This window comes from Paenibacillus sp. HGH0039, assembly GCF_000411255.1.
Classification (GTDB): Bacteria; Bacillota; Bacilli; order Paenibacillales; family NBRC-103111; genus Paenibacillus_F.
Genome location: NZ_KE150412.1, coordinates 2,054,648 through 2,070,187 on the forward strand (window position 1 = coordinate 2,054,648; position 15,540 = coordinate 2,070,187).

Consider the following 15,540-nt stretch of genomic DNA (forward strand, 5'->3'; position numbering starts at 1 on the left):
TCCAGCCGCAGGACGCCCGGCATGTTGTACCCGAAGCCGTCCGTCTCCAATTGGCTGAGCACATACAGCCGTTTTTGCGCCGACGAAACGGGATAGCTTTCCAGCTCGCCGACAGCCGGAATACCGGCGTACGGATTGGGCTGCAGCCCTTCCATCGCCTGCGCCAGCGATTCGACGGTCGGATGCTCGAACACCATCCGCATCGGTACTTCCACCTGCAGCGCTTGGTGAATACGCGCCGTCAGCGCCGCCGCCCGCAGCGAATGCCCGCCGATTTCGAAGAAATGATCGCGGATACCGACAGCTTCCGCGCCAAGCACTTCCCGCCACAGCTCCGTTAGCCTCGCCTCCAGCACCGTGCGCGGCGCTTCCGTTCCTTCGCCCGACCGCTCCGCGAGATCGACGTCCGGCGCGGGCAGCGCGCTCCGGTCGATTTTTCCGTTCGGCGTCAGCGGAAACGCGTCCATAATGACCAGCGGCCAAGGAACCATATACTCCGGCAAGCGGCGGCGCAATTCGCTTCTCCACAAAGCGGCAAGCGCCTTGGGCGGCATCGCCGCTTCCTTGGAGGAAGTCCTCGGCACCGCGTAAGCGATTAGCTGACGATCGCCGGGCCGGACTTCCCGAGCCAAGACGACGGCATCCGCCGCACCGATGTCGTGCCGCAAGACGGCTTCAATTTCACCGGGTTCGATTCGGTAGCCCCGAATCTTCACTTGATGATCGATCCGCCCGAGATAATCGATCGTTCCGTCCGGCAAAAACCGGGCCAGATCGCCCGTCCGGTAAATGACCGGACATTGGGCGCCGCCGTACGGGTTGGGCACGAATTTGGCGGCCGTTTGCTGCGGGTCGCCCACGTAGCCGCCGCCTACCTGCGCACCGGCGATGCAAAGCTCGCCCGGAGTGCCGGCAGGCACCAGCCCCAGCTCCGCATTTAAAATATAGACGCGCGTGCCCGGCACGGGCCGGCCGATCGGCACTCGCTTGCCTGCAAAAGCGCTGATTGCCGGCAAGCGTGCGAACACAGTCACATCTGTGCATTCCGTCGGCCCGTAGGTGTTAACGACTTCCGCAAGGCACGCGTCCGATTTCAACCAAAGCGCAAGCCTGTCGGCGGCAATCGGTTCGCCGCCCAAGAACAGGTGCCGCAGCGTTGCAAGCGGCGCGAATTGCGCGGGAGCCGACGCATCCAGCAAAGGATAAAACGCGCTGGGCGTCCCGTTCAGCAGCGTAATGCCATGCTGCTCAATAAGCGACACAATCTGCCGCGCGTCGTAAGGACCTGCCGGAGGCAAAATTAGCTGCCCGCCGGTCAGCAGCGGCGCAAATATATTTTTTTGCGTCAAATCGAAGCTTGGCGAGGTGATCACGAGCAGCTTATCCGCTGCCAACATCCCGAATTCCCCGGTGTACCAGCGCATCAATGACGCAAAGCCCGAGCGGTAAACGCTCGCTCCCTTCGGCATGCCCGTCGATCCTGACGTATAAATCACATACATGAGATGCTCGCCGTCCGCCTCGCTGCGCGGATTGGCGTCAGACTGCGACAGCAAGGCGCCCGCCTCCGTATCCAGACACACAACCGTCAAGTCGCGCAGCCCGCCCAATCGCTCAGCGTGAGCCTGCACAGTGACCAGCACGCGAAGTTCCGCCCGCTCCGTCATATAGCGGAGCCGTTCATCGGGCAGCGACGGGTCGAGCGGGACATAGGCGCCGCCGGATTTCAACACCGCAAGCAGTGCCGCCGGCAAAGACGGACTGCGGTCCAAGCATATGCCGATCAACGTGTTCGGACCGGCGCCCAGCGCCTGCAGCTTGTGGGCCAGCCGATTGGCTTGGCGGTTCAGTTCGCCGTAGGACACCGTTTGTCCATCGAACACGACCGCCGCCCTGTCCGGCGTTGCGAAGGCTTGTTTTTCAAATAAACCTTGCACGGTAAACTCGGTCATTGCCGGACAATCCGCTCCGTTCCCTGCATCCAGCAGCCGCTCTTTCTCCGCATCCGTTAGCAGGTCGATCCCCGTCAAACGTACCGCAGGATCGGCGGAAACGACTTCCAAGATGCGGATGTAACGCTTCGCCAGCAGACGGATCGTCTCCGGCGCAAACAGCCGAACGGCATACTCCCAAGTACATTGCAGCGTTTCCCCGTCAGCATGGTCCGTTGTCACTTGCAGGGAGAAATCGAACTTGGAAATGCCCGGATTGATTTCTTCAACCTTATAGGTCAAGGCGCCGACGCGAGATGGCTGGACCGCTTCATTTTGGAACATAAACATCGTATCGAACACGGGGTTCCGGCTTAAATCGCGTACCGGATTCAGCTTATCCAGCAGCTCGTCGAACGGATAGTCTTGGCGCTCGAATGCCGCAAGCGCAAGTGCCTTTACATGCTGCAGCAGCTCCGCAAACGACTGGGATGCCTGCAACCGTCCACGCAAGGCCAGCGTGTTGACGAACATCCCGACCGCCGCTTCGGTATCCGCATGTCTGCGTCCGGATACCGGCGTGCCGACGATAATCTCGTCCTGTCCGGTGTATTGGGACAACAGCGCAAAATAAGCGGCAAGCAGCACCATATAAAGCGTTGTGCCGCTGTTTGCCGCCAGCTGCCGCAGCGCGCCTGTGAGCTGCGGCGTCAGCGTCAAAGACGCTACGCCGCCTTCAAAGCTTTGCGTCTGAGGCCTCGGAAAGTCCGCAGGCATATCAAGCACCGGCAGCTCGCCGCCCAGCGTTTGCAGCCAGTACGCCTCCTGCTCTTGGTACGTTCCTTGGGCAAGCTGCCGCCGCTGCCATGCCGCAAAATCCTTGTACTGCACACGCACAGGTTTCAATTGGCGTCCCTGATAGGCTTGCAGCACTTCGTCCAGCAGCGCTGCCATCGAAAAACCGTCCGCAGCCGCATGATGTACATCAATCAAAAGCGCGTAACGCCGATTCCCGAAATCAAGCAGCTCGGCGCGTATTAAGGGCGGTTCCTCCAATCGGAACGGGCGGATAAACCGGCGGGAAATCGCCTCCAGCTCACTCGCCTCGGCTTGCGTCACCGGAACATGAAGCACAAGATCAGGCTGGATCGCCTGTACGACCTCGCCGCCTTCCAGCTTCAAGCACGTACGCAGCGACTCATGCCGCCCTGCGGCCTCTTGAAGCGCTTCAATGAAGCTCGGCACGCGCAAATCTCCTTCGAGATGCAGACGTCCAGGCACGTTATATGTCGTGCCGCCCTCCTGCTGCTGGAGCAAGTACATTCGCCGCTGTCCGGGCGAGGCGGGATAATGCAGATGTGCCTCGACAGGCTCGATAGGGCTGAAAGCTTGCTTCTCGCCGCCCCGAATGTACTGGGCCAGCCCGCCCACCGTCTGCCGATGAAACAGCTCGCCGAGCGGGATCTGCACGCCAAACGTTTTGCGAATCCGGGATAAAAGAACCGTGGCCGTCAAAGAATCGCCGCCGAGCTGAAAAAACGGATCGTGCGCACGGACCGCCGAAACACCCAGCACCTCTTGCCACATCCGAATCAATTCGGCTTCTACGCCGTCATCCGGCCCTGCGCCCATCTCTAGCATACGGTCTGCGCCCGGCATTGACGGAGCCGGCAGCCGCTCCCAATCCGGCTCGCCGTCCGCAAGCAGCGGCAGCGCCTTCATGAGCATCACTTGGCCGGGCCGCGCATAATCCGGAAGCGCCTCGCTCCACCGCCGTTTAAGCGCCTCCTCCTCCCAAGGCGCGGACGGGTCCGAGACGACATACGCCGCAAGCGTCGCGGCGCTGCCTGCAGCGCTATCCTCCCATACGCGGATAGCGCAAGCTTCCAAATTGCAGACGCGCAGCAAATGCGACTCAAGCTGCCGCAAGTTGATTAGGCGCCCCCGAATACGGGCAAAACTCGAGATCGGCCCGATGCGTTTCAGTTCCCCGCCCGGCGCGTGGTATACCCACTCGCCCGTGCGTTTAGCCTCGCGCATGCTCTGCCGGTTGAGCAGACCCTGCGCCACAATATGCAGCTCCCCCGCCGTCCCGGCGGGAGCGGGCCGTCCAAAGGCGTCAAGCACGCAAGGGCAGCCGCCGTCCCGGTCGGCAAGCGACGACCAGCGCTTGCATATTTGACGGGTTTCATCCATGCCCAACAGCGATATTTCCGCAAGAGGTTGGCTGGATTTTTTTGTAATTTCACCCAAAATCGTTACCCAGTAACGGAACCAGTGGGCAATGACATCCGGTTCGAACAATCCCGCGTTGTAATCAAAATCCACCCGCAGCTCTTTATTCGCTTCAGTCACGTTGACAAACAGCTCGTACTTGCTGGCCGTGACCGGGCTGGGGAGCAGCTCCGTGTCCAGCTCGTGAAACCGCAACTTGGGCAAGGGCCGGTCCATATTGAATACGACGTTTATGACAGGCAAATGCCGGAGCCCTTGCTCGGCTAACGCCGCAAAGCTGTAAGCCTGGTAAGCTTCGAGCCGGCGCATGCTTTCCTTGACGGCGCCGGCAAAGTCCGCAAATGTCGTCTCGTGTTGAATCCGGCTAACCACCGGAAGCACATTGACGCAATGTCCGATCAGCGAAAAAGCGTCCATATGTGCTTGACCGGCCGTCGGCACGCCGACAGTCAGCCTGGAGTCGCCTGTCAGTCGGTGCAGCAAGATTTTAAAGGAAGACAGCAGCGTAACAAATAAACTGCTGCCCAGCCGGATGCTGAGCGTTCTGAGCGATTGAACGAGCCCGCTTTCCAGCACGGCCGTATACCGCCCCCCTTCAAGGCCCGGCACAGTTACTCCCCGCAGCGGAGACGGCAGCTCCAATACGGAAAGCGGGCCGGAGAGCTCGTCGGTCCAAAATGCCGACGCTTCCGCGCTGCGCGGATCGGCCATCCGCAGTCGCTGCCATGCCGCATAATCGCGGAAAACCGAAGCCTCCGGGAGCCGGTACGCTTCCTTCCGGACAAGCGCGCTGTAGATTGACGCCAGCTCCCGCATAAATACGACAATGGACCATCCATCCGCGATCAGGTGGTGAAAAGTGAAAAGCGCCAAGTGCTCCTCTTCCTCCAGCTTTAAGAAATGAATGCGGAATAAAGGTTCGCGTTCCGATAACCGGAACGGGGTTTCAATACCCAGTTTCAGCCAGGCGCTCTTTTGCCGTTCGCGCGATAAATCATCGTACCCGCTGACATCCAGCAGCTTGATCTGCGCCTCCAGCGACGCGGCGATCACCTGCGTTTCTCCGTCTGCGCCCATGTACGTACGCAGCGCTTCGTGCCGGCGCATCAGCGTATGAACCGATTCGCTCCACGCTTGCAAGCGCAGCGGCCCGCAAAGCCGAATCAGCGCCGATTCATGTAAAACGTGCGGCTTCTCACGGCTGGAAGCCGACGCAAACCAAAGCTGTTTTTGATCCGGCGTCAAGGGAATGACCCTATCATGATCGTGCCCGGGCTGCTCGGGCAGCGGAAGTTTGCCGGGGTCCGGGCCGTCCGGAGGCGGATCAGGCAAAAATCCGCCGTGTCGCAGCGCGGCTACGCTGTTCTTGACCGCCTGCACAATGCGGGCTATATCGGTCTCCGTGTGCGCCGTCGACAAAAAGCAATTGCGCCCTTCCCAAATATAGATGCCTTGATCCAGCATGTGGTAGTAAAACAGCTCCAGATCGCCCTTGAGCGCAAACCGGAACAAAGAACCGAAATAATCGATCCGGATCGGCACCTTTTCCTCGGTAAAGAAGCGGTTCAAAGTCTCCGCCAAATCGGCGGTTTTCGCATTCAGCTCCGCCTGCAGCTTTTCCCCGTCGCGCTCCAGCCGTTCCAACACGGCAAGCGATGCCGCCATGGCGAGCGGATGGTGGCAGAAGGTACCCGCAACAAATGTGCGCCGTTCCTCATGCTGCGGATACGAACCGTCGCCGAAATCCCACATGCCTCCATCGATGCCGTCCATAAAAGCGGCACGGCCTCCCACGATGCCGATCGGCAGCCCGCCTCCGATCACTTTGCCGTAGGTGACCAAATCCGCCTCAATGCCGAACCACGCCTGCGCCCCGCCGGGATGAAGCCGGAAACCGGTGATCACCTCATCGAAAATAAGAGCGGCGCCCGCTTGTTCGGTCGCCTCCCGAACCGCCGCCAAAAACGGCCGCGGCTGCAAACCCGGTCTGCGGCTTTGCACCGGCTCCACCAGCACCGCCGCCAATTCATGGGCGTGTTCGCGAATATAGGCCAGCGCCGTCTCGGTGCCGTAAGGAAGCACAACGATGTCATCTACCATCCCGGAAGGCACTCCCGGCGCCAAAGGCATCGACCGCTCCCGGTCCGCGCCCGGGCGGGCAAGCGCAAGCACGCCGTCAAACGTGCCGTGGTACGAACCCGCAAATAGAACCGCCTTGCTCCGCCCTGTAGCGGCCCGGGCCAACCGTAAAGCCACCATAACCGCTTCCGTGCCGGAGTTAAAAAGGGCTATTCGCTCTACGCCCGTCATGCGGCAAATTCCTTCAGCCACTTGGCCGGCCAGGTTCGACATCGGTCCGAGGCACATCCCGCTGCGCAGCGCCTTGTCAATATGTTCACGAATAAACGCCGGGTCGTGGCCGAAAAAATTCACGCCGAAACCCATCGTCAAATCAATGTATTCGTTGCCATCCAAATCCCAAATTTTGGAGCCCTCGGCCCTTTCCGCCACGAGCTGGTACACCATCTCTTTAAGCACAAGCCGAAAACCCGCCACATTGCGATTATTGGCATATACAGCGCGGTATTTCTGTGTATATGCTTTGGTCCGCCCGGTGCGTGCCGTATAGCGGTCGATCAAGTCGAGCACATGCTGCTCTTGATGGAGCGTCAGCGTTTCACGGGCTTTCACATCCATCGGACGGTAAGGCCGAAACGGCTGCCCCCCTTCGCTGCCCGCCGCCGCTGCGCGCACTGGCTCCGATGAATCGCCGCCTCCGCCATGATCGCCGCCGGATACCGCGGGCGGCTCCGCAACGGACGGCGAGCCGCCGGCAGCGGCTGCTTCGCTACGCACGTCGACGGAATGAGCGTGAGGAACGGCCGCCGGGAAGGCCGGAGGCTCCGTCCCTGCCGCGCGCTCGGAAGTTTCCGGCGCGACAAAGGAAGGCGGCTGCAGCACATCCAACTGCCGGGCGATAATGTGCAGTTGCTGTTCCATAATCGGCCGAAGCGCATGAACGAAGGCGACGCTTGGCGGGTGATGCCAGCCGCCCGCCGGCTCGGGTGCAGTCTGACGCAGCGCCTCTGCGCTTGGAGGCCCGTCCCAACCGGGCTGCGGCACGGCATCCCCGGTTTGCCGTCCGAAACGGTCGATCCCGTTCTGCGTACCGGACGAAGCGTTTTGCGGGAAATGATGCACAATGTACTCGGCCACCTGATCCAAATCTGTCAGCGTTTCAAAAAAACGGCTCATCGGAATATCGAGACCAAACACATCTTTGATGCCTTGCCGTACTTGGGTCAAGTTGATCGAATCCAGCCCCAGCTCCAAAAAATGGGTATGCGGTTGAAGCTCATTCATTTCAAGATGCGAAACGTCGCTTATCATTTGAGCCAGCGTTTGCGCAACCTGTGAATGAAGAGCGGAATCCGTCGCTGCCCCGGCATGCGACAACTGTTCATGCAAAGCGCTCACTCCGTTCACCTGCCCTTTCTCCATCGTCAAACTGCCTGTTCCTTCCCTCCGCCGCTGCGGCGTCTCGGCGATTTGAATCCAGCAGCGCTTGCCTTCAAAAGGGTATGACGGCAGCGATACCCGATGGCGCTGCCCCTGTGCGTACAATTGCTCCCAATCGATAGCTTCCCCTCGCACAAAGGCTGCGGCCAGTTGCGCCGCCCCTTCAGCCGTTTCCAGCGTCGGCGCCGCTCCGCCTTCTCCCGCGGAAAATCGCCCGACAGCCTCCGGCCCGCCCGGCACCTCCCTGGCCGGTTCACCAAATCCGGACACCGTCCCGATCTGTCCGATAAATACGCCTTCGCCCGCAATGCCCTCGCGGTGCAGCCGGAGAAGGCTGTCGCGCAGCGCTGCCGGGCCGGCAGCCGCTATGGCGAGGCGATGCGCAAACATACTGCGCCCGGTGCTCGCCGTAAAGCAAACGCTGCGCATGTCGAGATCCGGTGAACGTTCAAAACGCTCGGCATAACGTCCGATTAACGCTTTCAAGGCGCTGTCGGTGCGCGCGGACAAAACGAGCAGCAGCGCACCGTCCGGCGCAGTGCCGCCCGCTCCGGTCTCCGCCGCTTCCTCCCGCGGTTTGTATTCTTCAAGCACCACATGGCAGTTCGTGCCGCTGAATCCAAACGAGCTGACTCCGCAGCGTCTCGGGAATCCCTGCGGTTCCCAATCGGTCAGCGATACATTGGGATAAACCGGCGAATCTTCAAAACGGATTTGCCGGTTAGGCGCGCGGAAGTGAACGAGCGGCGCGATTTGCCGATGCCGGAGCGAGAGCACTGCTTTGATCAAACCGGCGATACCGGCCGCTTCGTATAAATGGCCGATATTCGTTTTGACCGTACTTACCGCGCAAAACTGTTTGCGCTCCGTATACCGGCCAAACGCTTGCGAGATGCCCTCAATCTCCACGGGATCGCCGAGCTGCGTTCCTGTCCCGTGCGCTTCGATATATGTGATCGTCTCGGGGTCTACGCGCGCGTTCCGCCATGCCTGCGCGATGACATCCGCCTGCGCCAGCGCGTTGGGCGCGGAGATGCCTATCGTGCTGCCATCCTGGTTCATGGCGCTGCCCTTGATGACGGCGACAATACGGTCGCCGTCCTGCACCGCCCGGCGCAGCGGCTTCAGAATCACGGCGCCGACGCCTTCGCCCGCGCCGGTGCCGTCCGACTTCCCGTCAAATGCCCGCGCACGGCCGTCGGCCGATTCCATGCCGATGCCCGTCCGAATCGGCAGTAGAATGGTTTTGACGCCGCCCGCCACGGCCATGTCGCAATCCCCGTTCATTAAAGCCCGGCAGGCCAAATGCACCGCCGACAGCGAAGACGAGCAGGCCGTATCGACCGTAACCGCCGGACCCTTTAAATCCAGCAAATAAGCGATGCGGCTCGAAATAACCGAGGGTAAATTGCCGATAATAAACCGGGGCAGCGCCTCGGGTTCCGCTTCCGTGAGCAGACGCTCGTAATCGAAGCTGGTTTTGGAAAAACCGACGTAAACCCCCGTCCGGGCCCCGGCCACATTGGCGCCGCCATAACCGGCATCCTCCAGCGCGCTCCACGCCGTTTGTAAAAACAAGCGCTGATTCGGGTCCATCAGCGATGCTTCCCTTGGCGTCAACTTGAAAAAAGCATAGTCGAACGTATCGATCTCATCCAAATAGCCGCCTTCCACCGCCTCCCACTGTCCCGGTTCACGCTGCAGTTTTGCCATAAACGCATCCGCGTCCCGCTTCCTGGCATCGCCATACGGACCGATGGCGTCGCGCCCCTGCGCTGCATGCTCCCAAAACTGCTCCAACGTGTCCGCCTGCGGAAATTTGCCGGCCATGCCGATAATCGCGATATCCCGGTCGCCCGGATCATCCGCAGGTCCCGCCTCAAGCTTAACCGGCGCTTTCTGCGCCGGGTCCGCCGCAAGATGAGCGGCCAGCTTGGCAATGGTCGGGTAGGAGAAGAAATCAGTCACCGGAATAGGCTTTCCGAACTCGCCTTCGAGCGCTTCGGCCAACTGCGTCAGCTGCAGCGAATTGGCACCGAGTTCAAAGTAACTTTCATCCGTGCCGATTTCCTCCGTTTGCAGCACCCGTTTGCATAAAGCGAGCAGCTTCTGCTCCGCTTCGCTTCGGGCCAAGGCTTTCGGCTTCGCTGCGCGCGCCGCCAGCAGCAGACCGGCCAGTTGGCCGGACACTTCGTCAAATTGGCCGGCCATATATTGCTGCGCCAGCTTGTACCGCTGCACCTTGCCGCTCGTCGTCTTGGGCAGACGGCGCACCGGCACCACATCCCTAACTTCCCAGCCGCCCCGTTCGTTCAAATGATGACGCAGCTTGACAATTAGCGGCACAAAGTCTTCCGGCTTTTTCGTGTAGATGACAAATAAAACAATCCGGTCTTGTCCTGTCCCCGGGTCGCGCACGCCGCAGGCGGCCACCTTACCAAGCTCGACCCCGTCTACCTCCTCCGCGACACGCTCGATATCATGCGGGTATACATTTTGCCCGTTCACGAAAATAATATCTTTCGCACGTCCGGTAATAATGAGCCGGCCCCTGCGCATAAAACCCAAATCGCCGGTTACCAGCCAACCGTCCTTCGTCATCGCTTTGGCCGTCGCCTGCGGATTGTTGTAGTAACCGGACGTCACATTTTTGCCGCGAATATGAATATGCCCAATGACATCGTCTGGCAAAGGAAGACGGTTATCGTCACAAATCCGGAAATCGCAGCTTGCCATCGGATAGCCGACATCGACAAAAGTCACGCAGCAGCGTTCTTCGGGTGCAACGGGCACAACCGCTTCGCCGATGGCCAGGTGTTCCCGGTTCAGATGAACCGCCTTGATGCCCTCATATAACAGAGGATGGGCTACGCCTACGCAGGCCTCAGCCATTCCATACACGCAGAACATCGCGGATCGGCGCAGTCCATGGACCGCCATTGCGCTCAAAAACCGGTCGCACACCTCAGTCGAAATCGGCTCGGCCCCGTTATAAATGATGCGGATCCGGGATAAATCCCAGTCCTTGGCGGCTTCCGATTTGTATTGATCCAAAAAAAACTTATAGCCAAAGTTGGGAGAGCAAATTAACGTCACCCGATGCTCCGACGCTTTTTTGAGCCAAAGCGAAGGGCGCCGGATAAAAAGCGCGGTAGGCATAATGAATTGATTGACATTGCCGATCACGCATGTAAGATGAAAGGCAATCAATCCCAAATCGTGGGTAAGGGGCATCCAGCCGAGGTAAGCGTCGTTGTCGTCCAATTCCGATTCGGCAGCAGCGTCGCGTATGTTGTGCACCAAGTTTTCATGAGTCAGCATGACACCTTTCGGGTCTCCCGTCGATCCGGAAGAAAACTGGATGAAAGCCAAGCGATCCGGCTGAACCGGACAAATAACGCCTTTGGCCTCCGAGCCATAATCCAGGCTTTCCGTTGGCAATGCGGTCTGCGCCATTACGCCGAAGGCTTGCTCAAGCCCCTGCTGTCGCGCGTACTTTTCCAAGCTTTCCAACACTTTGGCATCGCTGATCAAATAAGGGCGGCGCAGCGTGTCCCAAATTTTGAACAGCTTCATCTTATGTTCGTCGTTGCTGCCGACCGTCACCGGAACCGGCACGATGCCGCCCAGCAGACATCCCCAAAAGACATGCAAAAACGTACGGTTCTCGTCAATTTGCATCAGCAGTTCATCTCCGGGCTCCATTCCGCGCGACTGCAAATAATGCAGCGCCTGAAGCGCATGTTCGAATAACTCGCCGTACGATTCGTAAAGCTCGTCCCGGTCACCCGAAATATAAGTGATGCCTTTCTCCGCCTGCCCCCTTTTGTCTTGAACAATGTCGATTAACGTTAGATACTGTTCCATCATCGTCCCTCCGCAGCGTGGCCCGTCAAAGCCGGACCCGTCGTCACTGGGCTTCTGCACCCGTTGTGCTTACAGCCGCCCACTTGTTGCAGGAATTCGATTATGACTGAAACTTGGCGTAAAAGCCGGCTAATCGTGATTAGTCGGCCGTACGGCGGTCTTGGAATCGATTCCCGTTAGCTTGACGGAACACCGCGAATTCGACGAAGCTTAAATCATCATCCGCACGCTTCGCCGGGAATCGTCTTATTCTAAGCAAGTTGACATGCCGTGCCTTCATTGTAAACGAATAAAATTTACTTATATACAAAATTTTTCATAATTTGGTATTAATTTTTCTAAATTTTCGCATAAGGAAAGCCCAGGCGCTGACTCAGCCTAGGCTCTATACGTTTTAATGAAAGGTAAATGCGGCGATACACAGCATACACAGCACTCCACATGTGTCGTCTGATTCTTTCAGTTGATGGCTTTCAGCTTTGACTTCTTCGTAAAAGTATCCCACTTAAGCGGACGGAAAGAAGATCAATAATGATGGCTAGCATCCTTAATCATGCACTTGGTCGCGTAGGGTTGGGTTCACGGATGCCCCTAATTGCTTCCATTAACAAAAGCGCTGCCTTGCCTAGGTAGTTTTTGTCTTTATAAGCGATGCCTATCGTGACGACAGGATTCAAATCGGCTATAGGTTTTATGACCAAGGAGCCTTCCTGTTCCAGACCGCTGTAAATCGGAACAATCCCGATGCCGAACTCTGCCTTAACCATTTGTTGAATGACAAAGAAACTTCCAACCTCCATACAAGAGAACAGGTTTCGCCCAGCCCCATAAATCGACGTTTCCCAAAGCTCCCGGTAGATACAAGTCGGTTCCTTGACCAGAACGGTTAGCCCCGCGAGATCGCTAGCCGTGATGCTGTCTTGATCGGCTAACGGGTGATTCCTATTTAACATGACCCCTAATCTTTCCTCGATCAGCGGCTCAAACTCCAGCATGAGCTTCGAAGGCGGAGCCGAGCAAACGCCGAATTCCAGTTCGCCGGCCCGAACCCTCTCCGCGATCGTTCTGCTGCCGCTTACTTCCATGGTTAACTCCACTTTCGGTCGAGTCTTGCAAAAGTCAGCTATAACAGTCGCTAACTGCTGGCTCGCAACGGGCTCGATAGCGGCAAAACGCACCGAGCCGTTATCTCCCGCAGCAATATCCGAGACGGTCTGCCTCATCGTTCCGATCGACTTTAGTAAAGCCGTGGCCTCCTTATGGAGCCACCGGCCGGCTTCGGTCACGATCACGCGTTTTCCGTCGCGCACGAATAAAGAAACGCCCAGATCCGCTTCGAGACGCTGAATCTGAAGGGTTACCGTAGAGGGAGCATATTGCAGTTCCTCGGCGGCTTTCAGAAAATGTCCGAGACGCACGCAAGCCTCGAAAGTCTTTAAAGCTCGAAGATCCATAGTCATCACCTTTGTTTAAATTATTTGAACGATTTATTCATATAATTCAATTTTACAAAACATTCCCGAAATTTTACAATAGGGTCAACTTATTATTTTGGGGGAAGATGAGTTATATGGGTACAAAATCCGCATTTAATCGGATTACTCTATGGGCATCGTTTTTGTTTGTCGTCATACTCGGTTTTTCCCGGCTCTCCTACGGCATGTTCCTGCCTGGGATACAGAGGGTGATCGGGGGGAGCTACGGACAGTTGGGTATACTCGGCACAGTCAACTTTATCGGTTATTTGGTCGGGACCTTATGTCTTCCTCCTTTGATCTCGCGGTTTCCGGACCGCAAACATCTCATTAATCGGATGACGTGCTTATTGCTCGGATTGACTTTGATCGGCTCGGCATTTAGTGATCATTTCACCGGGCTTGGGCTTTGGCGGTTCGCAATCGGATTGTTATCGGCCTTCGCTACAGTGTTAGTCCTGTCCATTGCAATGGATGCCGTTCGACCGGCGGAACGAGGAGCGGCATCCGGTCTTATATGGCTAGGCGGATCTGCCGGCATTCTAGCGACGGGTTTATTCGCCCCCTTTACCATAGACCCTTCACACTTGCAGGGATGGCGGCATGCTTGGGTGATCATGGGCGTATTCGGGGTAATTGCCGCAGTCGGTTTCGAGTTCGTCACCAGAAAAAGGGGAGCCGAAAAAATGCCCTCGCAGACCGAATCGAAGCCACGGGACAAAGAAAGCGAAAATGTCTACCGTCTCCTGTTGAACCCGAAGAGACTCTTGTTTCTAATCGCCTCTTATTTTTTCTTCGGATGGGGATATATCATCTATTTCACGTATTTGATTCCCTATCTGGTGAGCAAAGGTATTCCGTCCCTCTATGCCGGGTTGATATGGTCCGGAATCGGATTTGCGGGTTTGTTTAACGGATGGATCGGAGGCAAAGCCATTGACCGATGGCCGAGCGGATATACGCTTGCGTCGGGGTTAACCCTGGGGACGATCGGTGTGTGCGGGGTAACCACCAATAATATGCTAGTTACTGTGCTCGGAGCCGCCACGATCGGGCTGGTTTCCTTTATTACCCCGCCGCTGATGACAACTGCGCTTCTTCGTCGTCATGTCCCTCACCACGCGTATGCGTCATGTCTTAGCATAGCTACTGCCTTTTTTGCCGCAGGACAGATTATCGGACCCATCGTTGGAGGCGTGGCGGTCGAACGGTACGGCTTGCAACTCGGCGTGGCATCCAGCGCAATCTTTATGGCAATTGCCGCTGTATTGGCCGGTTTGTATGGGCAGCAGCAACGAAAGCTTGAGATCCGTGATTTGCCTATCAGCGGTTGAAAAAAATAATTAGTGACAATAGCTGTCACCATTAACGTTTATGATGGATTAGAGCTAAACAAAATTTTATAGAGATGAGAGAGAAAACGGGATGACGAATTCCGGCGAGAACGGTTCGGTCATGAGGTAATATTTTCAATCAGGAAAGGAATGAGAAGATGTACGTTACCGTACAGGATTTGATCGTCGAATGGAAAAATGAGGCGGCATTAACCCAAAAGGTATTGGACGGGTTGACCGATCATGCGCTCGGGCAGCAGGTATCTCCCGGAGGGCGTACGCTGGGAAGGATTGTGTGGCATTTTGTTACGAATATCCCGGATTATTTAACCGAATTCGGAGTCTTGGTAGAGAAAGTGCCGAATCCGAACGAGGTGCCGTCCGCAAAGGAGATCGCGGAGACCTTTCATAAGGTCAGCTCTCGTGTAGTCCAAGCTTTTCAAGAACAGTGGACGGACGATTCGTTGAAACACGTCCAACATGCGTTCGGAAGATTGGAATCCAACGCGACGATCTTCATGGGATTAATCAAACACATCGTTCACCATCGGGGGCAGGTTACGGTCCTCATGCGTCAAGCGGAGCTGCCCATCCCTTCGGTTTACGGTCCTACCAAGGAAGGCTGGGTGCAGCTTGGAGTAACGCCACCGCTTTGAGCGTGTAAATGAAGGATCGCGGGCAGCGGCTAAACCGGGGCTTATTTTCCGTCTTGGTATGACGCTGTCCGCGATTTGTCGTAGAAGAAGGTGACGTCGTCCGCGTGTTGGCAGATATGGATCGGCGACGCGGTTTAAATGTATCCCTAATGACACAAGATTATTTCGAAGCTTAATTAATCCCTTTCATCCGTTACACGCTATTAAAGGTCGTTAAAGAACAATGAAATAGTTCTAATTCCAGGTTAACTATACCCGGCGTAAAGAAACGATCAAGCGCGTATTTGCGGATATGAAAAAAAAGCATGTCATGCGATGGACGACTTTGCGGAGATTACGTAAAGTTTCGATGCAGGCGATGCTCGTTTTTGCTTGCATGAACCTCAAAAAGTTAGCCACCTGGCTCTGGAGGCTGGGTGGTGGTCGGTCTACCTCTCCTAAACTTCTTCTCTTGTTAGCTGAAATAATGAACAAACTCCCTTGGTTCCGATGGAAACAAGGGAGTTTGTCTACAATCTGAATC

4 protein-coding genes and 1 pseudogene are annotated in these 15,540 nt (G+C 57.0%); 3 read left to right on the forward strand and 2 right to left on the reverse strand.

Features of this window, described 5'->3' with window-relative positions; translation table 11 throughout:
• Together HMPREF1207_RS08950 and HMPREF1207_RS08955 are read right to left on the reverse strand one after the other, a co-directional pair.
• A partial coding sequence (locus tag HMPREF1207_RS08950; protein ID WP_016423598.1) for a non-ribosomal peptide synthetase occupies positions 1 to 11,552 on the reverse strand: 11,552 nt, incomplete at its 3' end.
• Between the two features lie 551 nt (positions 11,553 to 12,103).
• Entirely contained in the window at positions 12,104 to 13,006 is a 903-nt protein-coding gene (locus tag HMPREF1207_RS08955) for a LysR family transcriptional regulator (RefSeq protein ID WP_009673504.1), read from the reverse strand.
• Between the two features lie 116 nt (positions 13,007 to 13,122).
• Between HMPREF1207_RS08955 and HMPREF1207_RS08960 the strand changes: the two genes are divergently transcribed.
• The 3 genes and pseudogenes from HMPREF1207_RS08960 to HMPREF1207_RS30205 all read left to right on the forward strand — a co-directional run.
• The gene (locus HMPREF1207_RS08960) at positions 13,123 to 14,361 is read left to right on the forward strand and encodes a YbfB/YjiJ family MFS transporter (protein ID WP_009673500.1); all 1,239 of its coding nucleotides are present in this window, start codon (positions 13,123 to 13,125) and stop codon (positions 14,359 to 14,361) included.
• Between the two features lie 158 nt (positions 14,362 to 14,519).
• Complete coding sequence (locus tag HMPREF1207_RS08965; RefSeq protein WP_009673497.1) at positions 14,520 to 15,017, forward strand: DinB family protein; 498 nt, start codon at positions 14,520 to 14,522, stop codon at positions 15,015 to 15,017.
• 250 nt (positions 15,018 to 15,267) lie between these two features.
• A pseudogene (locus tag HMPREF1207_RS30205) lies at positions 15,268 to 15,537 on the forward strand (transposase); the annotation flags it as partial.
• Between the last annotated feature and the right edge of the window lie 3 nt (positions 15,538 to 15,540).

What these genes read in the sequence shown, in the direction of transcription:
- HMPREF1207_RS08955 (WP_009673504.1), bottom strand. Translation starts at nt 13,006, where the DNA reads ATGGATCTTCGAGCTTTAAAGACTTTCGAGGCTTGCGTGCGTCTCGGA.
- HMPREF1207_RS08960 (WP_009673500.1), top strand. Translation starts at nt 13,123, where the DNA reads ATGGGTACAAAATCCGCATTTAATCGGATTACTCTATGGGCATCGTTT.
- HMPREF1207_RS08965 (WP_009673497.1), top strand. Translation starts at nt 14,520, where the DNA reads ATGTACGTTACCGTACAGGATTTGATCGTCGAATGGAAAAATGAGGCG.